The organism is Shewanella violacea DSS12, assembly GCF_000091325.1.
Lineage (GTDB): Bacteria > Pseudomonadota > Gammaproteobacteria > Enterobacterales > Shewanellaceae > Shewanella > Shewanella violacea.
The window spans coordinates 627,809-652,784 of record NC_014012.1; the positions used below are offsets into that span (position 1 = coordinate 627,809).

Here is a 24,976-nt window from a genome sequence, read left to right on the forward strand (position 1 = left end):
CTTAGAGGTTTTGCAGGGGGAATAGTGAAAATAACTGGGTTATGGAAATTTTAAAACTCTCACTATTTGAGCAATAAAAAAGGGAAGCCGCAGCTTCCCTTAATATTTTTACCTACAGCCTATTCAGTGATTTAACCGAAAATGCCTTTTATGGTGAAGAAGAATAGAATCGACAGGGCGGCACCAGCAGGTAAGGTGATAACCCAAGAAACAACTATGTTTCTGACTACACCCATATTAATCGCTGCAATACCACGGGCCATACCTACGCCTAACACTGCACCCACTAAGGTTTGTGTCGTAGAAATTGGTAGACCTGTACCCGATGCAATGACTACGGTTGACGCAGCAGCAAGCTCAGCAGCAAAACCACGGCTTGGGGTAAGGTGAGTAATGTTCTTACCTATGGTCTTCATTACGCGTTTACCAAAGATGGCTAGACCCATAACGATACCTACTGCACCAAGTGGAAGGATCCACCATACAATAGCGGCCTGGCTACCGATTTCGCCACCACTGTTGACCACTGAAACGACAGCAGCTAGTGGGCCAATCGCGTTTGCTACATCGTTAGAACCGTGTGCAAATGCCATACAACAGGCAGTGACGACCATTAAGACAGCGAATACCTTCTCGACATTGCCGAACTGAGTTTGGCGATCGGCCTTGTCATCCATCTTGAGGCGTTTAATCGCTAACATACCACCGATACCTACAATAACCGCCACACCTATGGCTAATCCATAGGCCTCTGGGGTGCTGAAGTTTATACCGATATGCTTAAGGCCTTTCTGAATGGTAACCAGAGACATCATAAAGCCTGCCAGCGCCATATAAAAAGGCACGTAACGCTTAGCATTTTTCAGCGGATTATCTGTATTGAAGATAAGTTTTTGCACGCTCTGGAATATCATGAAGGCGATAAAGCCGGATATTGCCGGAGTGACTACCCAGGAGCCAACGATGCCGGCAACCTTGCCCCATTCGACAGCTTCAGTGCCCACACCTACCGCGGCAAAACCAACGATGGCGCCAATGATAGAGTGAGTGGTAGATACAGGCCAGCCCAATGCAGATGCTGATATTAGCCAGATCCCTGCGGCTAAAAGTGCTGAAATCATGCCATAGACCAGTAACTCAGGAGAGTCGACGAAGTAGGAAGAGTCGATGATCCCTTTACGGATCGTGCTCGTTACTTCGCCACCAGCTAAATAAGCACCGGCAAATTCAAAAATCATCGCTATGATGATCGCTTGTTTAATTGTAATAGCGTTAGAACCAACCGAGGTTCCCATCGCATTGGCTACATCGTTTGCGCCAATACCCCAGGCCATTAAAAAACCAAATGTAGCCGCAATTGCAATCAGCAATGGGCCATTGGTGACTAATACATCAACCATGTTGTTACCTTGATAACTTTGTTGTTAGACGCGAGCTAGCATTAGCTCTAAGCGGGAACCGACACGTTCGGCAAGATCTGCCAGGTCGCCGACCCATTCAATTATTTTGTAGAGAAACATCACATCGATAGGGTTCATATCATTTTCGATAGCGAACAACTGACGACGGATCTTGATTTGAAGAACATCGGTATCTTCCTCGATTTTATCGAGTTTGGCGATCATCTTTGCGACCAAATCAACTTCACGACCACGGAAACCAGTTTCTAACAGGTCATCGAGTTCGTTGATTGCTTGTTTGGCCAGAACGACTGCATCTAGGCAGCGGGACAAATAAGCAGCGAAGGGAACTTGGATCTCTTGGGGGATAAGCAGCTGACGGCCTATGATACGACCGGAGATATCTTTTGCCTTGTTAGCGATCTTATCTTGCTGGGTTAGAAGCTCCAGAAGATCGGTTCGCTCGACAGGCATAAACAGACCACCAGGAAGTGTTAGGCGGATCTCACGTTTTAGCGAGTCAGCTTCACGCTCCGTAGCACTGATCTGCTTACGTAGTTCTATAGCCTGATCCCAATTTCCTGCGACTGTTGCGTCGAAAAATGGGACAAGTATGGATGCACATTCGTGCACTTTGTCTATATGCTCTTGTAGAGGCTTAATTGGCGATTTTGCAAACACGCCCAAAATAGAGTTTACTGGCATTGCCGTGTACCTATTTAGGTTATTTCACTGTTGGAAAAAGCGGGCGCATATTAACTCAAGCGACCGCGTATTGAAACTGTGATTTACATTAAAACTATCAGTTTATATTCTAACGAGTTATATCTTAACTGGAAAGCGCAATCCTACGAATTGTTTGTGACAGTCATATTACAATTCATCCGATAGATGCAATATTGATGAAATATTAATGAAATTTTGATGACAGCTTCTCCGGTGTCAACAAAATACAGATCTAAACCTGAAGACAAAGTGAGCGACTGGCTAATGAATGCCGAGATAGAACTTAAATTACTTTTTCAATTAGAACAACAACAAACCTTGATTAGCCTGCTTGATAGCTTGCCTAATAGTGAGCAACAAGCTTGCCGTAAATTGTCGAATGCTTATTTCGATACCCCAGATTTGCAACTGAGACTTTGGGACATGGGTCTTAGGGTTCGAGGTTGCGATGGCAAGCGTGAACAGACCATAAAAACAGCAGGAACTGTGATCGGCGGGATCCATTCGCGGCCGGAATACAATCTAGATATAGATCAAGCCGAGCCCGATTTAAATTTATTTCCTTCAAATATATGGCCTGACGCGGCGAATATTACAGCAGTGCAATCTCAATTGACCTGTTTGTTCGATACGGATTTTGAGCGACGAACCTGGCATATTTATGTGGATGAGAGCCTGGTTGAAGTTGCCTTAGATATTGGTGAAGTGAGCGTTACCAGAGATGGTGAAACGAAATCTGAGCCGATTTGTGAATTAGAATTTGAGTTGATGGCTGGTAAGACTGGGGCGTTAATTGAGTTGGGTATCAAGGTCGCCGAAACCATTCCTATGCGCTTAGGCAAGGCAAGTAAGGCTTTTCGAGGTTACCGACTAGCGGCCCAATCGAGCCCTTTGAGTTTGGAGGTGCTAGAGTTTATCGCCTTAGAGGCTGGTCAAGACCTCAAGCAGACACTCACCTCTCTTTTAAGCACAGGCCTGGACCGGTGGCAGCAGCTAGAAGCCATGATATTAGAAACGGATGTTCATAGCCTAGAACAAGTGCCAACTCTTTGCTATCGACTGCGTGCTTGTATACGACTGCTAAGATGTACCTTAGAGCAGTTTAATCTGCTGAGCGATAGTCTGAACGCTAATTTTGACTCTATAGAGGGCCACTTAAGTTTTGTGGAGACTGGATTGAGTCTGTCGGAAGTATTGAGTCATAATTGTCAGCTTATTGCTAAGCAGCCGACAAAGGCTAAATTAGCCGAGCAGGCCTTAAGAGCACTGCAACAATTATCCATCTCGAGTCTTATGCAGAAGATGTTAGCCGATACCTGCTACGGCAGTCTGCAACTTAGTTTAGTGGATCTCTTGTTTGCAATAAGAGCCGGGGAGACCCGTGTCGATATTAAAACAGATCTTAAGACCTTTGCCGATCAAATGCAGGAAGCTTCATGGCAGAAAATCTTAGGCTTGATGCCATCGGAAGCGGACTTAACTAGCTGTGAGTACCAGTCCTTCGCTCGTGCATTAGATGACAGTATATTTGTCGGCGTGGCTTATGGCGAGCTATATACCAGGCAAAGCAGAGATGCCTTCAGAGCACCTTGGCAAGATTTGGTGTTAGGGATTAGAACCTTGGCTGCCTATCGGCAATTAGCTCACATAAGTAAATCCCTGGATATCGATATCTCGGATTGGCTACAGAATAAAGAGGAAAGCTTAGTGTTTGCCATGGAGCACTCGAGACGCTCAGCATTGAGCAATCTGCCATATTGGCGATAGGTTGAACAGACCTTAGACCTTAGAACTTAGACCTAGACCCAGATTCTAGGAACTAGGGTCTTCTTTCCCTTCTCGTATCTCTTCACGTAAACTATTTATCTCTGCCAACAAGACATTCTGGTTCTGCTCCATGCGGTCGATGGCCATTTTTAGTTCACATTTTATCTCTTCACTCTGGAGTTCGAGTTTTTCAGTCTCATCGGGTGCGATAAAGATAGATGCCATATAACCTGAGATAACACCGAAGAAACTGACTCCACAGATGATGACGATTGCACCGATAACATGTCCTGCTGTCGATACCGGGTAGAAGTCACCATAGCCTACAGTGGAAATGGTGACTAATGCCCACCAGATAGCGTTTTCTGCCGTATGAATATTTGCATTAGGTACACCAGCCTCGACGATCAACATCAATACTGAGGAGAAGGTCAGAATAGTCACCATGGCGACCAGCAGGCTAGCTAAGGTAGCTTGTCTGCGCTGTTTTACCATAGGGATGATCAGCGAGTGGGTCATACGAATGAGGCGGATCACTCGTAGTATCTGAAACAGGCGGGCTAGTCTCAAGGGTTCTATGGCGGGAATACTGGCAACCAGATCGATCCAGTTATGTTTAAAATATTGAAGTTTGTTTTCGGCTCTAAACAGATTAAAGAAGAAGTAACTAAGAAAGATCATGCAGATACTGAAATCGATTATCAGGAGTAGGCGACGGGTTTCCTCATCGACTTTGGCAAAAGTGAGCACCAGCACCACTATGACAGACAGAAAAGACAGAACCATCATGGCTAACTGAAAGGGGGTGGGGTGAGTCTCTGTTTCGGGTAACCATCGACTTAAGTTTGCCATTTCACATACATCCGTTTTTCATCCAATCGCTAGATTAGCGATTGGATATTCCATAGGTATCTGACTGAGTGTACTAGTTTTTATCACTAAAGTGGATGAGATCATCCAGTACGCGCTTCTTTATTTCAAGCTGGGACTCAGGAGACAGGTCATACATCTTGGCTAGTTGCACATAGTCTTCAGGGCTGAGAGACACGGTTAGGCGTGGACGTTTAGGGCGCTTAGTGACTGAGAGCCCTAAGATGGTACGGATCTGATCCGAGGGACTGAAACCTGAATCTAGCGCGGCTTTACGGATGGAATACTGAAATTTTTCATCTAAGTCGAACGCCACTTGAGTCGCTTTCGCCGCTTTCTGGTTTTGTAACCATTGCTCCGGAAGCGAATTCTTTTTCTTAGTCATTCGGTATTACCTTAAAAAATTAACCTTAACAATTAAACTGTATCTTGAAACTCAGTTCCTAGCTTGTAGAACCTAGGAACTGTAGCGCTTATTTCCCGGGCCAATAATCTCGAATATCGGCAAGGGGTCGATACAAGGTTAACATGACATCGGTATCACCATCTGCATAGACTTCAACATCGACGGCATATTTCTCATCTTCATCAAGTAGATGATAAGATTCGAATTCATCGCCTGTGGCACCATCTGCATCCTGGGGCGGCTTCTTACCGCGGAAATCTTCCCGGTGGAAGTAACCAAATTGAGCGAAATTGACCTGGTGGTATTCTTTGCCTAGCCACTGAGAAAACTCTGAGACTAGTTCGCTCGGTAGTTTTAATGTGGTTAATTGTGCCTGCTCATCTTCTTCGAATATGGCCCCAAACTGATCGAGATCGAAAATATGTTCAACCATAGAACGATTGATTTTAATTGAAAAGGCCAGATAAGTTTCATCATCTTCATCGAGAGACAAAAATACTGTGTCATTTCCATGACCCTTGAGTATCCATTCAGTCTGTTGACTGCGCTGGTATTCATAGGTACTGATGGATTCGACTCTTAACTGCTGGCCTCTAAGCTGTGGCGGCAGGGCGAAGCTATCATCCAGAGAGATCATGTCTCCCTTGAGGAGTTTAGAGGGGTGATCTAGCTGACGTTGGGGTGCCTCTTTCTTACCAAAAAGACCTTTTAAAAAACTCATCATCACTCCTGATTGGTTAATATATTTCAACTGGCGCTTCCCCTAGGATAATTTACTGGGAAAACATCTTCGATGGTTAGCCTGCTACAGGCTATTTGTGGCTTAAGACAAAAGAGCGCCTTTCTTTATGAAAAGAAAAGCGCTGCAGTCTTAGTCAAGGCATGAGCGGCTAGTATCTAGCTTCATGTGAAATCTAATTGCGATTACTTACGTGCCTTGAGGCGTTCCAATACGGCATTCGCGTTGGACTTTTGCTCGCCGATACCAGCTTCAGCTAATTTTGCATGTAGCGACTTATCGCTGTTCTCATCTTCTAAAGCTTCTGATGCTTTGAGGCGGTCATCAAACTGCTGTTGACGAGCCTTGATACGCTCCAGTGAATCTTTAGCATTTAACAGCTTAGAGTTACTGCCGGCGAAAGAGTTAGTTATTGACGCCGTAGCCTTCTGTACGCTCTCTGTGGTCTTAACCATAGTGAGTTGACGCTGGTAGTCGGTTAACTGACGTTCAGTCTTACGTACTAAGTCCTTAAGACGTGCAGCATGAGCACTGAAGCTGTCGTTAGCGGACTGCTGCTCTAAAAGCTCTTGATCGAGTTGAGCTATCTTCTCGGCAACTTCTAAGGCAAGGGTTTCATTGTCTTGTTCTAAAGCTTGAGTCGCAAAACCTTCATGCTCTGTGACTGAACGCTTCAAGCGGTCGATTTCACGGCTGGCTTGCATCTCTTTGGCCATAACATCAGTCAGTTCACGCTTAGCCTTGGTTAAGTGCTTCTCTGCATCACGGATCTCCTGTTCGAAGATACGGGTCGAGTTTGCATCGACTATGGTCTGACCAACTTCGGTAGCGCCGCCACGAAAAGCGGTTAAAATCTTGTTTAGTATGCCCATGATGTGGCTCCTTTAATTATGTAATCACACTGACTTCAACTTGTGCCATTACTTAAAAATTCAGTTAATTAACTAGATAAAAATTACTTGAGGAAGTCGCTCATCTCATCGATGACTTCCAGGCAGTTATCAGATAGAACTGAGAGTTCCTGTTCGATCTCCTGCATATCCGAGTGCACCGACAGCGCACCATAAACAACGTATTTGTCATCTACTTTTGCGAAGGATGACAATGGCATCGGGATGTTAAGCTCTAACATGGTTTCAAACATCGCCATGCGAGTTTCCTGTTTGACTTCGTCTTCACCCCAAAGGTAACTGATACAGAGAACCTGGTTTTCCGTTACCGATACAAATACGGGTATCTCTTCACGACCTACGATATTGACCTGCAATACTTCGACTTCACCATCGATTGGGTAGCAATCGAATTGAAGGCCTGTGTGACTCTTGTCACAAAGATCATTGAGGTGGTTAGCAATATTGTGGATATTCATATTTGTCCTCTTTGACATATTATGTCTGCGGTTAAAGATAGCACTGCGACATAATATGTCAAGTGCTATTTTTGAAAAAAATCATAACTCCCTGGTTTTCATCCCAGGCCTGCTGGTGATACTGGTATAACTGCATCGAGCCAATTCTGTTGGCTTGAATCTTGTCTATATCTTTATAGAAATTCCCCGGGAATTCGAAGGCGCCCTTGATAAGCCCAGGCGTCAACCAGTCATCTGTTATGGACAGCTGTTTGATATTACTCAGTCTTGCCTTGGCATTCTTGCCCGATGCAGTGGCTATGCTCCAGCCCCACTCGCCGAAACTCGGTACATTGTGGTGGTACTGGCTAACATCGAAGCCCGCAAGTGCTAAGGTTTTTCCAACAGAAATAAAGGCCTTAGGTGCATGATAGGGGGATGTCGACTGTACTGTTAGGGCGCCGTCGGCACTCAAGAGTTCTTTTAATTTCTTATAAAAAAGATCTGAGTATAGCTTGTTGAGATCCGGATGGCTGGGGTCCGGTAGGTCGACTATGATGACATCATATTTTTCGCCTTTCTTCAGTAGTTTATCTACGCCATTGAAGGCGTCGTCCACCAAGACTTCGACCCTAGGGTCGTTGAGGGAATCACCATTGAGTTTGAGCAAGGTTTGGCTCAAACGCTTCGGCATATCGGCGTCGTGAGAGGTGAACAGGGCTAGCAGATCTTTATCGAGATCCATCAAGGTGACGTGTTTAGGCTGCCACTTCAAAACCTGTTTTAGCCCTAATCCATCGCCGCCGCCTATGATCAACACCTTGTCATGGCGAGCTGCCGCTTCCATGGTCGGATGGACCAGAAATGCATGATAGATATGCTCGTCAATACTGGAGAATTGTAACCTGCCATTGATATACAGAGAATAGACAGGATCTATGCCACTGCCTCTGAGCCTCTCGGTAAAGGTGAGCTGCTGAAAACGGGTCGATTTGGCATAGATAACCTGATCTTTATAGAGCAAATTATTGAAATTTTGCTCCCAGCCGGGACCGTGCCAGGCCAACAGAAGTAAGATACCCGATGCGATAAAATGGCCAACCAGCAAGACTTTGACGAACTTGATGCGATCCCAGAAGCGCCAGATGAAGATAAAGCCTGCCAATAAGTTAAAGCTGGCAGTCAAGGCAGCCGCAAGCTGAATATCTATGGCTAGCATAAAGGTCACCCAGATGGCGGCTCCTATACCTGCACCTATGTAGTCGGCGCCATAAATGGTGCCGGCATTATGCATCAAATGCTCATCACATAGAGACTGGCGCACACGAGCTATGAGGGGGATCTCCATGCCAATCATCAAGCCGAGTAATATGCCCCAGAAATAAGGTAAATACTCACTCAGATGCTGTAGTAGGCCGATGAAACCACCTTCGGGGAGTTGATCTGGTGGTAAGCCTAATGTGCTAGCTATGATCAGAGGTAGCTGTTGACCGAAGCCGATAACGGCAGCTGTGATCAAGATGGCCAGTGAGCCACACAGGGCAACGCTGAGTTCGAGTACGGCAAAACCTGTGTAGGCACAGCGTATCTTTCTGGCAGCGAATGCCCCGACTCCCATGGAGACGATCATCAGGCCTATCATGGTATAGATGGCGGCCTCTAAGGCTCCTAGGATTCGACCGGCATAATGAGAGAGTAGATATTCATAAATTAAACCACAGCCAGCGAGTACGGCCATGATGCCTAGCAATAAGGTATCGTCGAACCAGCTGAGTTTTCTTTCTTGGTTTGTCGAGCCGGTATTAAGCGCTGATTCAGTCACTTGCATCTCTTGCGTTAAGGAAAATAAAACGGCTAATCAGATGATTAACCGTATTTTGGGAACGTTAATTAATTTAATACATCAAGCTGGTAAGTATGAGAGCCACGGCGACACTGATGGCTAACTCTACGGTAGCTATACCTATGTTGTGTTGCTGTTCCACTTCCTGGGCCAAGTTAATGTTAGAAAGTACTAACTTCTTCACTATCTTTATCAGCACAGTGAGTGCTACTAACATGATGACCGAGAAGATTAGCCAACCTATCAGGTTTGCTATGTAGGCCTGTGGGTTATAGATAATGAAATGACTCGCGGCGTTGAAGCTCAGTGCCATGGCAAGCATATATCCGCTATGACGAATCGCCACGGCAGTATGACCCTGAACTAGGGCATCTTGCATGGAAGCATCTTGGTTACGTTTGGCATATCTGTGCTCACGAAAACGTGTCAGTAGTACTAACATGAGTTGAGAAATGGCGAAGGCACTGAAGATGGCGATGAAGGTATCGACAGTCAGATCTTCGGCCCAGATAAGTACAGAGCGGATGATAATCGCCGTGGCTATCGCAGCGCAGGCATCGACGATGGCAACTGAGATATTGCCTTTAAGGATCTGTTCACCCTTATTGAACTCATTGAGTGCGATCTTATCGTGAAGATATCGACCTAACTTGATCAGTATCAGACCAAATAAACCGTAGGCACTCATGCCTATTGCTTCGGCAGCATAAGAGCTGGCAGCCTCACCCGAGATGGCTCCGGTAAGCACAATACCAAGGCCCGCTATGGCGCCAGCAGTGCTGATGCCGAAGGCAAAGTTATCTCTTTCTGCCAGTTCGACTCGACTATCGACCTTAGCCGTCCAGCCTTGAAGATAACGCATCAAGGTAAGCAGAATAATGGCGATAGTCAGATCGATCACTAATATGATCGCCAGATCCGTTGTTATGCCAAAGTGTTGAAATATTGTCATGTGATTTCCTTACCTATTTGCCTCGGCGTACACCGCGAGTCGTGCGACTGTTAGAATTGCGGAAGTTACTGTTCTTAGAGTAATTAGAACGGAACTTACTGCTACTTTTACTGCGAGTGCCTGTGGTGCTCGCCTTAGGTGTACTTGTGCTTTGTCTCGATAGGCTGGTAGAGCCTGAGCGTGACTTAGCATAGGGGCTATCGAACTTCTTCCCTTGTGAGCTGAATTGTTTCTTGGTGCGCTCGAAGGTCTTATTCTGTGCGCTGGCTTGTTTGGGGGAGGTATAGCGGGAACGCCCCACATCGTTGTAATAGCTGTAGTTTCTTCGACCTGACCAACGATCGTAGCCGATAGGTCCGCGCATCACGTTGGAGAACATGGAATACATACCGTACCAGGCCCAGAAGGACGTGCCGCTAGAACCTGTTTGCCAGCTGCCATAACCTGGGTTACCCACAAGTTGACTACCAGCACCGAAATTATCGGCTCCGTTAGCCAGGGCTGAGGCCTCACGGCTAATGGAGTTCACTCTGGCTAGGGCGCCATCAGACATGTCGGCGACCACATTGAGAGGATCTGAGATCATATCGTTATACAGGCTAGGATCGGCGGCATAATAGACATTTTCAGCTTCGGACAACTGCTGATCGAGATCCACATACTTGCTGGCGTTACCGAGATCTCGATATCGACTCATCAAAGAGGTGTACATGGGGCCCTTGGTGGTCGCATCTTTGGCGAGTTCACCAAATAGTGGTGCCATTTCCGGTTTCTGCTGCTGCATAATACTCGTGTACTGCTTGAGTAACATTGCATTACGGATCTGGCCGTCATTGAGCATCTGGCCCAAGGTATCGATTCTCTGGCCGGCGAGTTGCTGAAATTGAGCAATCTTGTCGGGTCTGTCATCGCCACAACCAACTAAGGTGAATAGCAATGTAACAGTGAGAATACGCATAAGCATTGCTGCCATGTTTTCTCCATTATTATTTGGTGGTGACTGAATTTTATTTTCAGCGCAAGATTTCACTACCCAAGATAGTGCTTGCTTAGGGTATAGTAACCTTTCAACTGAGTTTATAAATAGTCGTTTTATCTAAGATATCAGTTAGCTGTTCATCTTAATGCAAGATGATGACTAATATATATCATTCGGGACATAAGCAGATCATTTAAGACATATCTATATCACCAAAGACATAATATGTCGACAGCCAAAATTGTTAAGGATTATGATCACCATGGAAAATATCAGTAACAAGCCCTTATCTGCCATCATAGTTAAAGTTGCAGATCGTTACTGGCAAAGGCTGAATGAAGCCTGGCCTGAGCTCCCCAGCACACTTAGCCAGCAGCAGAGCGACGAGCTGTATCGTATCATGGGACTCAGTGATTTTGTTGCAGAGCAATTATGTCGTCATCCGGATTGGATCTCTCCGCTTTTTAATGGACTGCTCGATAATTTGGAACGTCAAAGCTTAGATAAAGAGGTTCATGAGCTGCTTGAGGCCTGCACCAGTGAAGATGAAGTTAAGCTTCACCTTCGACGTTATCGAAATCAACAGATGGTGCGCTTAGCTTGGCGGGATTTTTTTGGTTATGTCAGTCTCGAAGACTCATTGTTAGATCTGTCGGCCCTGTCTGAAGCATTAGTGATAGCCGGGCGAGACTGGCTATATACAGATATGTGCAAGCAACTCGGCACCCCCTGTGATAGTGACGGTAATCCTCAGCCTTTACTCGTGTTAGGTATGGGTAAGCTAGGCGGGCGTGAGCTTAACTTCTCTTCCGATATCGATCTTATTTTTACCTTTCCAGAGCATGGCGAGACTCAGGGAGGACGCAGAAGCATAGCCAACCAGCAGTTCTTCATTCGCATGGGTCAACGTCTAGTTAACCTGCTACATCAAGTCACGGTCGATGGTTTCGTCTATCGCGTCGATATGCGCCTGCGCCCCTATGGCGAGAGTGGCCCCTTGGTGGTGAGTTTTAGTGGCCTGGAGGATTATTACCAGGAGCAGGGTCGGGACTGGGAGAGATATGCCATGGTCAAGGCCAGGGCGCTAGGTCCTTGGACGGCGTACTCAGATGAACTCCACTCCATGCTAAGACCTTTCGTCTATCGTCGCTATATTGATTTCTCTGCCATCGAATCTCTGCGCAAGATGAAGCAACTTATCACTCAGGAGGTGAGACGCAGACAGCTCACCGACAATATTAAGTTAGGCGCTGGTGGCATCCGCGAAGTTGAGTTTGTCATTCAGAGTTTTCAACTCATTCGTGGCGGCCGTGAGCCTTCGCTGCGTCAGCAGAGCCTGTTTGCGGCGATAGATACCCTTTATAGCCTTGGCCAACTCGAATATCTGGTGGTGGATGAGCTTAAGCAGAGTTATCTATTGTTAAGGCGTGTGGAGAACCTGCTACAGGCCATAGGCGATAAACAGACCCAAACCTTGCCGGATAATGGCTTGGACTGGTATCGATTATGTCATGCCATGGGCATGGCTTCGGAAGCCGAACTCAGGACTCATATCGAGTCGGCCATGAGTAAGATCCACCGTCACTTCAAGGATACTGTTGGCGGGCATGATCAAGATGAGATCACAGATCTTTGGACCCAAGATCTTTGGAATGTTCAGGAAGATGACCATGCTCAAAGCCTGATAGGCGAGCAAGCCATAGAAGATCCCGACCTCTGGCCCTTGCTTAAACAATGGCGTGACACCATAGCTAAACGTAGCATAGGCCCCCGTGGACGGGACACTTTAGATAAGCTTATGCCTTGGCTATTGCGTGAGCTGATTAACTTCGATTCACCTTCAAAGGCTTTTGCGGCAGTTTCTAAGGTGTTGGATCAGATCTTGACTCGTACTACCTATCTCGAGCTCCTCTATGAGAATCCTGGAGCTCGACAGCAATTGGTGAGCCTGTGCCAGGCTAGCCCCTGGATTGCAGAGCAGTTGGCTAAGTTTCCCATGTTGCTCGATGAACTTATCGATCCGACTCAGCTATATGACACCACTTCTCTCGATGATTATGGTAGCGAGCTGAGGCAATATTTGCTGCGTGTGCCTGAGGAGGATATGGAACAGCAGATGGAAGTTCTTAGGCAATTTAAGTTATCACAGCAGTTAAAAATAGCTGCTGCAGATGTCACCGGAGTTTTACCTGTGAGTGAGGTTAGCGAGCATCTTACTTTACTGGCCGAGGCTGTTATCGATCAAGTGGTCACTCAGGCCTGGCTGCAAATTATCAGTCGTCACGGGGTTCCGGGTCACCTCGAAGACGGTGATATGGGCTTTGCTGTTATTGGTTATGGTAAAGCTGGTGGGCTAGAGCTTGGGTATGGATCGGATCTCGATCTGGTGTTTTTGCACAACTATTCTCGTGAGATCTATCCAGAGCACAGAGAGACCGATGGCGATCGTCCCATAGAAATTGGGCATTTTTATCTCAAGCTAGCTCAGCGGATCTTACACCTGTTTTCTACCCGTACCACATCAGGTGAACTCTATGAAGTGGATATGCGTTTACGACCATCAGGCTCATCGGGCTTGCTAGTAAGCGAAATAGAAAATTTTGGTCAGTATCAGAAAGAGGAAGCCTGGACCTGGGAGCATCAGGCTTTGGTTAGAGCCAGGTTTATGTTTGGTGCAAATGAGCTATCGAGTCGCTTTAGTCAGATACGATCTCAGGTTATCGAATTGGAGCGGGATAAGCATACCTTGGCCAAAGAGGTAAGAGGTATGCGGCTCAAGATGCGTGATCATCTGTTAAAGTCTGCACCAGACATGTTCGATCTTAAGCAGAGTGAGGGTGGCATTGCCGATATCGAGTTTATCGCCCAATTTCTGGTGTTAGCCTATGCCCATGACCACGATGAGCTGTCTACCTGGTCTGATAATCTGAGGATTTTTGAAGCCTTAGGAGAACTGGAACTCTTGCCTCTAATCGATGTTCAGTCCCTCATTCAAGCTTACTTCTTTCTACGTGATGAGAGCCATAGACTTGCCTTACAACATCTTCCTGCTCAAATACTCAAAAATAAGGTTGAGGAACATGCCCATAGGGTGATGGATATCTATCGTCGGGTCTTGCAATCATAATGCATTAAATAGGCTGAATTTTATCATGTTTTAAATTTGCATTTTGCCATGCAGTTTGTCGAAATCGAAGCAAACTCTAATTTTTAACAGTGCTAATAGTCTGAAACACAACTAGAAAATAACTGGCCTGCTCTATGCATCCAAGTTGAATTGTATACTTTTCAACTTGGGGTGAGCGATGAAACTTGATCTTATATATACATGCTTTCTCCTGCTAACTCGATGGGTTAGCAGATTCATTTCATCGCTACTCTCTGGCGGACATCATCTTTCTAAACTCATTTCGAAACTTGTCTCCCGAGAAGGAGATAATGTCACTCATCTGAGTGGTCTTCTGTTACTTATCACCTGTTTTCTGGCTGTGCAGCAGGCGAAAGCGGTTGAGCATGAGCTTGAGTCTTTATCAGCTGATATCACTGAAACTGAGCTGATCATCATAGATCCAGCGGTTCATGATCCTTACATGCTTTACCAAGCGTTAAACGCCAAGTTTAGACAGCATCTAGGCCAGAACAGTAAAACTCAAATCGTCTTCCTCAGGCCAGAACTTGAGCCCTTGCAGCAGATACTCATTGCGATCAAAGACAAGCCTAACCTATCTCAGCTATCTATCATTTCCCATGCGTCTAACGGCGCTATCTTTCTGGCAGGAAAATGGATAGATAAAGATTATATTAATCAGCATAAAGCTATGATGAGTGAGATTGGCTCTAGCCTGAAAAAGGGGGCGGATCTCAAGTTGTATGGCTGTAATCTAGCTGCTGGCTTATCGGGTAAACGTTTCGTCAACAGGGTGGCTGAGTTAACTCAGCTGGATGTGGCCGCCTCTACCGATACGACTGGTGGAGCAAAGCAAGGCCATAACTGGGAGCTGGAGTATAAGGTGGGGAGCATAAATTCTCGCTCGCTGTTTTCTGAAGCACTGCCCACTTCTTACTCCTCCACACTGAATCACTTTCGGTACGGTACCATGGCGGTTGAGCCCATTACTGGGGAGAGTGGCAAGGTAAGGCTCAAGGTGCAGATTGGCTATACTTTGAATCACTACATCATGACTCAGTTGGTTAACTCGCCGGTGGGCACGGTAAATTGTCAGATGCCTTACCTACAGAGTTTCTCGTGGGGAGATGGACAAGGACAGGGAGGTATTTGTGTACAGCTGCTTTCGAAAGACACTGCCACCAATGATGCCCTTGTCGAGGTGGTGAGTATTGGAGCCAATGGCTATGAGCCTGGCCTAGTGCATCAATATCAAGCAGATGGTAACTACACGCTCTCTTGGTCCTCTTATGCCAGAAGTCCCGCCATGAGCCAGGACAACGCATACTGGCGCGCAGAGGCAAGTACTTCAGTGGTTAACGGTGAAATTACTAATGCCTCGCCAGTAACCGCGGTATCGGCTCTGGTATATGTCAGAGACGATCACCCCTTTACCATGCAAATATCTGGGGTTGATCAAAATGGCGATCAAATACGCTATCGCTGGGGCAAGCAGAAAGAGTTTTACTCGGGTAATAGTAATAATGAGGTAAAAAAACCTACTGGGATGCAGCTTTCTGCCGAAGGTTTAATTACCTGGGATCTGGCAGCGGATCTGGCTAATGGAGATCTGATTACTTATACCGACAATGCCAATCCCAGCACAGTAACCAGTAATCGTTGGCAGGCAGCCATAGTTCTGGAAGATCTGGACATTAATGGTGTGGTAAAGTCTAAGGCGCCATTGGATTTCGTGTTTATTATCAGCGATCCAGATAATGCCTCGCCAGGTTTCAATCCCGCCCCCGAGATCACCGCAACCCAATATATCCAGCTGCATCAAACAACCACTTTTACTATCACGGCGACTGATGTCGATGAGAATGGCGATCCAGATGTACCCAGCATCAGCGTGTTAAACCCGCCTTCCACGGATACGGCAATATGGAGCACCAGTACCATAAGCCAAGACCCAACAACCGGGACTAGCGTGATTGAAGTGACATTCTCCCCTTCCGATGACATGTTAGGTAAGGCATATGCGGTGATCTTTAGTGCCAAAGATAGCAATGGCATCACCTCCGAAGCCGCGGTTAACTTAGTTATCGTTAATGAAGCACCGATTGCACAAGATGACTCGGCCTTCACTCAGCAAGGTCAGATGGTGATAGTCGATGTGTTGGCGAATGATTCAGACCCAGACGGTGATCCCTTAACCATTACTCAGTTCAATGCTCCGAATGGCACTGTGGTGCTAAATCCAGATAACACCATCTCTTATACGCCGGATGCGAATTTCAGTGGTTTAGAAATTATCTCCTATGTTATTTCTGACGGTATCGGCTCTGTGGCAAGTGCCAATATCTTAGTCACGGTTAATGGCAAGCCAATTGCTCAAGATGACCTTTTCACTATCAATGAAGATACAAGCTCAGTGCTGGATGTGCTGGCTAACGATAGTGAGCCTGACGCTGATACGTTAAATATAACTCTCACATCGGCGAGTTTTGGTCAGCTGAGTCTGGTTAATAACTTGGTCACCTATACACCCAATGGCCAATTTTATGGAACAGATACATTTAGCTACACCATTAGTGATGGGCTAGGTGGCAGCGATACTGCCAGCGTGACTGTGACTGTGGTGAGTATCAATGATCTGCCTGTTGCGAATAATGACTTAGCTGAAATAGATGAAGATCAGAGTATTGCTATTTCAGTACTGGCAAATGATAGCGATCCTGAAAATGATCCTCTGTCTGTGACTGCTCACCAGTCACTACATGGAACTACATCGGTGAATTTAGACCAGAGCCTAACCTATGTGCCTGCATTAAATTATTTTGGCCCAGATCAGATCACTTACACCATTAGCGATGGTAATGGCGGTGAGTCGACGGCTACCGTGGCAGTGACAGTTACGCCTATCAATGATGCGCCCGTTGCAATTGATGATGTGGCGACACTTGCTGAAGATACCAGTGTGCTTTTGACTCCTCTTAGCAATGATGTGGACGTAGAGGGGGATCTTCTCTCTTATGTTTCTGTTGTGGCTTCCAGTGGACTGGTGACGGTTAATGCAGATATGAGCGTGCTGTACACCCCAGCAGAAAATTTCCAAGGTAATGTACAGATTAATTATCTTATTTCTGACCCTTCAGGCCTGCAGTCTGCCGCCGTGATTTCAGTGAGTGTTACTCAGGTTAACGATGCCCCCAAGGCCAATGCAGATACAGCCTCTGTCGATGAGGACGGTACGCTTACATATGCTGTGCTAGATAACGATACCGATGTTGAAAATCATGCTTTAACGGTTTCTGTTGCTCAGTCTAGCCATGGTCAAGCCAATGTAGAAGCGAATGGCAGCATCACCTATGTACCCGATCCCGACTTCAATGGCAGTGATAGCGTTATCTACACCATAGACGATGGTCATGGGGGACAAGACTCGGCCTTGTTTAGCGTGACGGTTAATGGCGTCAATGATGAACCTATAGCGGTCGATGACAGTGTCACTCTGGATGAAGACGCGAGTGTTACTGTCCCCGTGCTAGCTAACGACAGTGATGTCGATGGCGATAGCTTGACGGTAACCGTGCAATCTTCAGTCAATGGCACGGCGTCAGTTACGGCGCTAGGTTTAGTGCTGTACACGCCGAATGCGAATTTCAATGGGGCCGATAGTCTCACGTACACCATTGAGGACGGTAATGGCGGCAGTGCTAGCGCCGTACTCTCTATTTTTGTGAGCAGCGTTAATGATCAACCGCTTGCCATGAATGATACGGCGAGTCTAGATGAAGACACCAGTATAAGGGTACATGTGCTGGCAAATGACAGCGATCTCGATAACGACTTGCTGGTGGTCACGGCTCAATCTGCGAGTCATGGTGATGTCACCGTTGGGCTAGATGGCAGTATTAGCTACATGCCAGAGCAGGACTTTAATGGTGTCGACAGTGTGACTTATTCAATCGATGACGGTCATGGAGGCACGGCTCAGGCTCTGCTCACTATCACAGTTAATGCCGTTAATGATCTGCCCGTGGCAGTGGATGATTATGCCTATGTCACCGAGGATGGCTCTGTGACTTTCTCTGTGTTGAGTAACGACACAGATGTTGATAACGATGTGCTAACCCTAACCTTAAATGCCGCCAGTAATGGCAGTACAATTAATCATAATGATGGCAGTGTTAGCTATACACCTGATGCCAATTTTAATGGCAGTGATAGCGTTCAATATAGCGTGAGTGATGGCCAAGGCGGTGAAGCTCAGGCAGTCATTTATCTCAACGTCACAGCGGTCAATGATGCCCCCGTGGCCGAAGTCGATCTTATTAGCATGGAGGAAGATACGTCACTGAATTTTGACTTATTACTTAATGACACAGACGTCGAGTTTTCTCTCAACCCTGCTAGTGCCGAGTTGCTAGATCTGCCACAGCATATGAGTGTCAGAGTGGTAAATGGTGTGGTGACTTTAACGCCCGATGCTGACTTTAATGGCAGTGACAGCCTGACTTATCGAGTATCAGATGGCGAGGGTAAAGCCTCCAATATTGCAGTTGTAACCATAGAAGTGGCAGCTGTGAATGATGCGCCGCGGCCCGAGCCAGATTTTGTCAGTGTCGATGAAGATATCACCTCAGACATCGAAGTTTTGGCCAATGACATAGATATCGATGATAGCGGTGAGTCATCTTTGGATATTCATTCCGTGGTGGTAGTACAAGCGCCGCTTCATGGCCAGTTAACCAATGTTGACGGTGTCTTAAGTTACCATCCAGATAGTAATTATGTTGGCTCTGACAGTTTCAGTTATACCGTGGCAGACATGATAGGGGCTGTGAGCCAGGCCAGTCTGGTCACCTTAAACGTGCAAGGCATCAATGATGCCCCCGTTGCTGTGAGCGACAGCTTTACCAGCGATGAGGACCTGGGCATAAGCTTCAATGTGACCACGAATGACACCGACATAGACTCCCAACTAGCGCCTGAATCGGTGAGCATATTTAGCGCCCCAACTCATGGAGTGGTGAGTATTTCAGCAACGGGAGAGCTTACTTACACGCCCAATGCCGATTATTTTGGTGATGACAGCTTCAGCTACACGGTCAAGGACGCTGAAGGGGCAGTGTCCTTGCCTGGTACTGTGAGTGTGAGCCTAGCGTCTATCAACGATGCCCCAAGGCTGGATGATGATATGGCTCAACTCATGGAGGATGGCGTCAATGACATCAATGTGCTGGGTAATGACCTAGATATTGATGGTGAGCTCGTTTTAGCTAGCCTGATGGTGACGGTTATGCCGGAGCACGGCACAGTCTCAATATTGGCGAGTGGATTGCTTAGGTACACCCCGGATGATAACTACTATGGAGCGGACAGCTTTAGTTACTCGATTAACGACAATGATGGCGTGACGAGTGAAGCTAATGTTCAAATCACCATAGATAGCATCAACGATCGACCCATGGCCCAAGATGATGGCGCTGTGCTAGATGAAGATAGCCTAATAACACTCGATATTTTGGCCAATGACACCGACTTAGATGGAGCCTTAGATGTAAGCAGTGTGATCATCATTAATGCGCCGACCTCAGGAATAGTGGAAGTAAATTCTGATGGCAGCCTGCTTTATATACCAGATGCTAACTTCAACGGCAGTGACAGCTTTAGCTACCAAGTCAGCGATGATGGGGGGGGCAGCTCTGAAATTGCATTTGTCAGTTTAGATGTAATCTCAGTCAATGATGCACCGCAAATTTCGGGGAATGCACCTGAGACTCTCATCGAGGGTGAGTCCTATCAATTCACTCCCTCTAGCCTAGATATCGACAATGATACTTTGATATTTTCTATCACAGGCTTACCGATATGGGCGAGTTTTGATGGGCTTACTGGAACCTTGAGTGGTATTGCCGCTTATGAAAATGTCGCTAGCTATGGCCCTATGGTTATTTCAGTGTCTGACGGGGTTATAGAGGTTGAGTTGGAGGCATTCTATATCCAAGTTGAGGTGCTTGATTCTGATGGTGACAGTATCCCAGATACTATTGAGATTGAACTAGGCTTAGATCCATTCGATGCCTATGATGCCGGGCAAGATGCCGATGGTGATGGCCTTAGTAACTTGGATGAATGGTTAGGGGGAAGCAACCTCTACCTAGATGATGTCGCACCTGAGCTTATTATTCCTGATGATATCTGGATTGATGCCACCGGCTTATTTACAGGTGTGAGCATAGGGCAAGCCCAAGCCTATGATTATGTCGATGGTGTCAGGCAGATTTGCTGTGAAGACTTAAGTAACACCATGGTAAGTGACCAGCCTGAGTTACCTCCTGGAACACATCAGGTGACATGGACCGCTGTAGATGCTGCCGGGAATGTCAGTGAGTTAATCCAAAATATCTTTGTGCGTCCGCTCATCTCTCTACCGCAAGATCAAATCGTCTCTCGGGGTAATCGGGTGTTAGTTTCTGTTTATCTTAACGGGCCATCTCCTGAGTATCCTCTTTCGGTAGCTTACAGCGTGGCTGGCAGTGCCGTTGAAGGGCTACACCATGATCTCACTAGCGCAGTGGTGACGTTCGAGCCTGGACAAGTCGTGGCAAGGATTGAGTTTACCGCCTTGGATATTGAGGTGGACGCGTTACAGGATGAGCTGGTGTCCATTCATCTGGATGACCAATTAAATCTTGGCAGTAAGAAAGATCACTACGTCACTATCACCTTAGATAATCTGGCTCCTGAGGTACAAGTCTCCTCTTACCAATCTGAAGAGTTACGTACCTGGGTTGCACAGGTCAATGGGGTTGTAGAAGTACAGGCCAGCTATAGTGATCCCAATATTCAAAATAGCCTTACTCTGGATTGGAGTTTGACCGACAGTGAACTACAAGAGGTTCAGCTCCCTGAAGGGCAAGAGGTGATGCAAAAGGTCTCCAGCCTGGGAGTCAATAATATCAAGTTGCAGACCTGGTTGTTCGACCCCAGTGGATTAGCCGAAGGTGTCTATACCATTAGGGCTAAGGTCACTGATGATGGTGAGCCTAATTTAAGTCACTTCAGTGAGTTAAGAGTACGAGTATCGGAACATTTACCCCTGCTAACCATGGCTGATACCGATGGCGACGGCATTGCAGATATTGAGGAGGGCTTAGTCGATTCTGATGGCGATGGTATTCCCGATTACTTAGACCCTATTGTTGCAGCAAACGTGCTACCCGAGAGAATCGTCAATACTGAATCTTATTTGGTGGAGTGTGAATCTGGGGTTAAGTGTCGTTTGGGACAATATGCTATGTCTGGTGTGTATATGGGAGCCCAAGTAGCAGGCTCAGATATTCATGCCAATCTGCAAGGCATCATGCCTGGTGATTTTGTCGATGTGGGTGGTGTATTTAACATAGAGGCACTGGATTTATCCGAGCAAAACCAGGCCGTTAATATCGTTATTCCACAGCGTAACCCTATTCCTGAGAATGCTGGCTATCGTCACTTCATTCATGATAAAGGCTGGTTTATATTTTCAGTTAATGCGGATAACCAACTAATGTCGGCACCAGGCGCCGCAGGTTATTGTCCTCCACCTGGCTCTGATGAGTATACAGATGGGCTCAATCAAGGGGATTGGTGCCTACAGCTTGTGATTAAGGATGGCGGTATCAATGATGCCGATGAAATGGTGAATGGTGCGGTCAATATTACCGGCTGCTTGATCCAAGAGGAGCTAGTACAGCCCGGTAGTGAAACTGTCGAGGTGGAAATTTTAACTGAGGGAGGTGGTGCCTCATCTGGAGCTAGTATGCAAATCTTCATCTTGTACCTATTGGCTATTATTGCCTTCTTTAGAAATGGCTTCTTGAGAAATGGATTGTTTAGAAACGGACTGTTTAGAAATGGACTGTTAAACAATAGACGGCTTAAAAGTCTACGCCATAGATGCCAAGTTCACCGTTTATCATTATTAGTCACTATTATTTTTGTTTCACTGACGACTCAGGTCAAAGCCGATTCCGCCCCGCAAGTGATACCTGAAGATGTAAGCCAGACTGGCTTCTTTATTTCTGGGCTCTTTGCTCGGTCTCAGGGCTCGGATAACACGGGGGATATCAACCAATTTCTAGTGGATGCTGGATTAAATGCTCAAGTGTTCGAAATAGATGATTCGACTTCTGGGTGGAAACTCGGTGCCGGTTATGCCTTTACACCAAGCTGGTCTGTGGCTCTGGAATATATAGATCTAGGGGAGGTGAGCGTAAGAATAAAAGGAGTGACGGACGACCCTGAGGCTTTTTATGCTACAGCGAGCCAGTTTCATCCGGACTCAGCAAAGGGGCTAGGATTGAACCTGGGCTATCGCTATCAATTTATAACCGATGTAAGCGCCTTACTTCATCTAGGCCTGTTTCATTGGCAAGCCGACTTCACCTCTTATGATATAGATACTCAGCAGGTAGCGACCAGCGAAGATGATGGTAATTCATTGTATGGAGGGATAGGTGTTGAGTACGCATTAACGCAAAATATCCGTTTCTCAGTGCAATGGAGTCATTTTAGTTTAGATGAGCAGAGCCGTGATTTGATTGGTGTTGGAGTTCAATATCAGTTTTAGCGGGTGTTGAATATCTTGGAATAAAGCCCCTCAAATTTAGACTTCAGCTTGGTTAATCGCGTTTTGCGCAGCACATTGCGGTCAATTCGCAGATTAAAAAGATGAGTAAATCATTAAGATGTTGATAGTAAGATGGTTAAAGCTTGGTACGTTCTATGCATTTATTAGGTGAGTAGATAACAAGATAAAATTGGAGTTGGCTATGAAACCTTTATTCTGTCACTTAGGCAGAGGCTGGGTTCCCTCTGGTATACAGACAGTGTCTGATTTGTTTGGTCAATTAGTGACCCAAGTTAGCAGACGAGTATCGTATTCGCGTTTTCTAACCATCAAAGATATTAAGTTCTTCAATTGTGCGGGGATAGTGCTAGCTAGCTTGTTAGTGAGTCCCCTAGCACATGCAGAGCTGACAATGCAGGTCCAAGTTAGTAGGGAACTGATCATCATGGATCTGTCGGTTCATGACCCCAAAATGCTGGTGGAAGCACTCAATACTAAGTTTAAACAGCATGCTGGTCATGCTAATAACACTAAAATATTTTTCCTTAAGCCCAATAAGGAGCCCCTGTTACAAATAAAGAATGCCATAGAGGCTACAGCAAATATTTCACATGTTTCCATAGTGTCCCATGCATCCAACGGTGCGCTGTTCCTGTCTGAAAGGTGGGTTGATAAAGAGTATATTTCGGCTAGAAAAACCTTGATGCTGGAGATTGGTGACTTATTGCAATCAGGCACAGACCTTAATTTGTATGGATGTAATCAAGCTTCTGGACGCTTAGAAAGGAGCTTTGTCGATATATTAGCTAAATTGACTTCCTTAGACGTTGCAGCTTCTATAGATATAACCGGTGAGCTGAGTGAGGGGCGTAATTGGGAGCTGGGATATCGAGTGAGAGATATGGAGGTCGCGTCTCAATTTAATATAGGGATGACTAAATCTGTCCATCAGCCATAGTCAGATATAGCAGCTCTTGATGAAGCATTTTGAGTATGAATATTGAGTTAATGCCGGGGCGAGAATCATATTTGATTTCTCGCTGTTCATTTTGATTGGTCATAGGGTCCAGCATAAGCCGTGACAAGATTTTGCCTTTATTATTTTATTCTTGAACTAAGGTATTGAAAAGCTTAAATCATGAAATTAGCTGGCTCGTCTATTGCTTAGTATTTCTTAAGGCATGTGATTTTGAGGTGCATTATGAAATTGGCAGTTTCGAGAATGAATAGTAATAATAAGTTGGCTCGAGGTCTGCCTGTACTGAGTCTTATCAGTACAGGTGAAAGGTTACATTCCAGGGCTCTTCCCCCAAAAAAAGATATCAGAAACAAGAGAAAAAAATCCAGATCTACTTTTCCTTATGCCTGGATTGGGATCTTATGTTGCCTCTTCATCGTACAGGCGAGCGTTGCTGGAGAAGCCGATAACATGGATTTAGAAAGTGATTTTTTCGATGTTTATGACTATCAATATATGGCGGAGATAAGTCAGTCAGATATCCCATTAAGCCCAAACCAACAGAGGAGCTTGAGATTTAACCTCAAGCTCAATTCTAGTGGGAATTTATTAGAGCTGGAGTACCATTTTAGTCCTGCTTGGCAAGTGTCTTTCGAATCTCTGCAGCTAGGTGCAGGGGTATTTCCCGGCGCTAATGTATATCATTCTAACCAGGGTTATCTTAATTTTGATAGATATAACGATTCGACGGGCTTATATGCTTCTAGTCTATATGGCCTTAGATTATATGAAGCTTGGGGGGCGAGTGTGAGCCGTATATTTGAGTTAACCGATAAACTCTCCACTCAAGTCTATCTTGGTGCTTACCATTGGCAGCAAGAAGAGCTCGTTTTTTCAGCAATAGATAAACATGCTTCTTCGAAGGGAGTATCCCCCTATGGAGGGCTTGGTGTCAGGTACCGTTTGTCGGATGAAGTGAACCTTAGACTGGATTGGGATCATTTTAGTCTACAGGGAGATACTTATGATCAAGTTGGGATCAAGTTTCAATATCAGTTTTAATATGACTTGTTGAAAACTAAGATACAAATGCCTAAGGGTTAAATGTCTATTGGTTAAATGCCTCTTGATTAAATGCCTCGGGGTTAACCTATTCACTGGTGCCGATGCGCTTGTATTATACTTGTACCTAAACTTTGGCTAAAAACTTAAAAATAGCTAGATCCTTTGGTCGAGTTATTATTCTATTTATCCGATATCTA

At 45.9% G+C, this 24,976-nt stretch carries 15 protein-coding genes; 5 read left to right on the plus strand and 10 right to left on the minus strand.

The annotated features are described in order from the left end of the window. Window positions 1–131: 131 nt before the first annotated feature. Together SVI_RS02545 and SVI_RS02550 are read right to left on the minus strand one after the other, a co-directional pair. Window positions 132–1,400: an inorganic phosphate transporter gene (locus SVI_RS02545; protein ID WP_013049815.1), complete on the minus strand. Its 1,269-nt coding sequence runs from the start codon at window positions 1,398–1,400 to the stop codon at window positions 132–134. Window positions 1,401–1,424: 24 nt separating this feature from the next. Further along, window positions 1,425–2,105 (minus strand): TIGR00153 family protein, encoded by a 681-nt coding sequence (locus tag SVI_RS02550; RefSeq protein WP_013049816.1) that lies wholly within the window; start codon window positions 2,103–2,105, stop codon window positions 1,425–1,427. A 285-nt stretch (window positions 2,106–2,390) separates the two neighbouring features. Between SVI_RS02550 and SVI_RS02555 the strand changes: the two genes are divergently transcribed. Beyond that, window positions 2,391–3,893 carry a CYTH domain-containing protein gene (locus tag SVI_RS02555; protein ID WP_013049817.1) on the plus strand — a complete coding sequence of 501 codons (1,503 nt, stop codon included), beginning with the start codon at window positions 2,391–2,393 and terminating at the stop codon, window positions 3,891–3,893. Window positions 3,894–3,938: 45 nt separating this feature from the next. Here SVI_RS02555 and SVI_RS02560 read toward each other — a convergent pair whose 3' ends face one another. The 8 genes from SVI_RS02560 to SVI_RS02595 form a co-directional block, all read right to left on the minus strand. Next, window positions 3,939–4,745, minus strand: a complete 807-nt coding sequence (locus tag SVI_RS02560; protein ID WP_013049818.1) for an ion transporter — start codon at window positions 4,743–4,745, stop codon at window positions 3,939–3,941. A gap of 73 nt (window positions 4,746–4,818) precedes the next feature. Continuing rightward, a complete protein-coding gene (locus tag SVI_RS02565; protein ID WP_013049819.1) occupies window positions 4,819–5,148 on the minus strand; it encodes a hypothetical protein in 330 nt (109 codons plus the stop codon). A gap of 88 nt (window positions 5,149–5,236) precedes the next feature. After that, window positions 5,237–5,890 (minus strand): hypothetical protein, encoded by a 654-nt coding sequence (locus SVI_RS02570; protein WP_041419597.1) that lies wholly within the window; start codon window positions 5,888–5,890, stop codon window positions 5,237–5,239. A 203-nt stretch (window positions 5,891–6,093) separates the two neighbouring features. Beyond that, window positions 6,094–6,780: a PspA/IM30 family protein gene (locus SVI_RS02575; RefSeq protein ID WP_013049822.1), complete on the minus strand. Its 687-nt coding sequence runs from the start codon at window positions 6,778–6,780 to the stop codon at window positions 6,094–6,096. Window positions 6,781–6,863: 83 nt separating this feature from the next. After that, the gene (locus tag SVI_RS02580) at window positions 6,864–7,277 is read right to left on the minus strand and encodes a YjfI family protein (RefSeq protein WP_041419598.1); all 414 of its coding nucleotides are present in this window, start codon (window positions 7,275–7,277) and stop codon (window positions 6,864–6,866) included. A gap of 58 nt (window positions 7,278–7,335) precedes the next feature. Next, entirely contained in the window at window positions 7,336–9,084 is a 1,749-nt protein-coding gene (locus SVI_RS02585) for a polyamine aminopropyltransferase (RefSeq protein ID WP_041419599.1), read from the minus strand. Between the two features lie 67 nt (window positions 9,085–9,151). Beyond that, window positions 9,152–10,051: a DUF350 domain-containing protein gene (locus tag SVI_RS02590; protein WP_013049825.1), complete on the minus strand. Its 900-nt coding sequence runs from the start codon at window positions 10,049–10,051 to the stop codon at window positions 9,152–9,154. A 13-nt stretch (window positions 10,052–10,064) separates the two neighbouring features. Next, the gene (locus tag SVI_RS02595; RefSeq protein WP_013049826.1) at window positions 10,065–11,024 is read right to left on the minus strand and encodes a hypothetical protein; all 960 of its coding nucleotides are present in this window, start codon (window positions 11,022–11,024) and stop codon (window positions 10,065–10,067) included. A 268-nt stretch (window positions 11,025–11,292) separates the two neighbouring features. Between SVI_RS02595 and glnE the strand changes: the two genes are divergently transcribed. The 4 genes from glnE (at window position 11,293) to SVI_RS02615 (ending at window position 24,776) form a co-directional block, all read left to right on the plus strand. After that, complete coding sequence (glnE, locus tag SVI_RS02600) at window positions 11,293–14,157, plus strand: bifunctional [glutamate--ammonia ligase]-adenylyl-L-tyrosine phosphorylase/[glutamate--ammonia-ligase] adenylyltransferase (RefSeq protein ID WP_408005163.1); 2,865 nt, start codon at window positions 11,293–11,295, stop codon at window positions 14,155–14,157. A 178-nt stretch (window positions 14,158–14,335) separates the two neighbouring features. Then, window positions 14,336–22,756 carry an Ig-like domain-containing protein gene (locus SVI_RS02605; RefSeq protein WP_013049828.1) on the plus strand — a complete coding sequence of 2,807 codons (8,421 nt, stop codon included), beginning with the start codon at window positions 14,336–14,338 and terminating at the stop codon, window positions 22,754–22,756. A 202-nt stretch (window positions 22,757–22,958) separates the two neighbouring features. Then, on the plus strand, window positions 22,959–23,714 hold the full coding sequence (locus tag SVI_RS02610) for a DUF4347 domain-containing protein (RefSeq protein ID WP_013049829.1): 756 nt from the start codon (window positions 22,959–22,961) through the stop codon (window positions 23,712–23,714). A gap of 243 nt (window positions 23,715–23,957) precedes the next feature. After that, the gene (locus SVI_RS02615; RefSeq protein ID WP_041419600.1) at window positions 23,958–24,776 is read left to right on the plus strand and encodes a porin family protein; all 819 of its coding nucleotides are present in this window, start codon (window positions 23,958–23,960) and stop codon (window positions 24,774–24,776) included. Window positions 24,777–24,976: the final 200 nt, after the last annotated feature.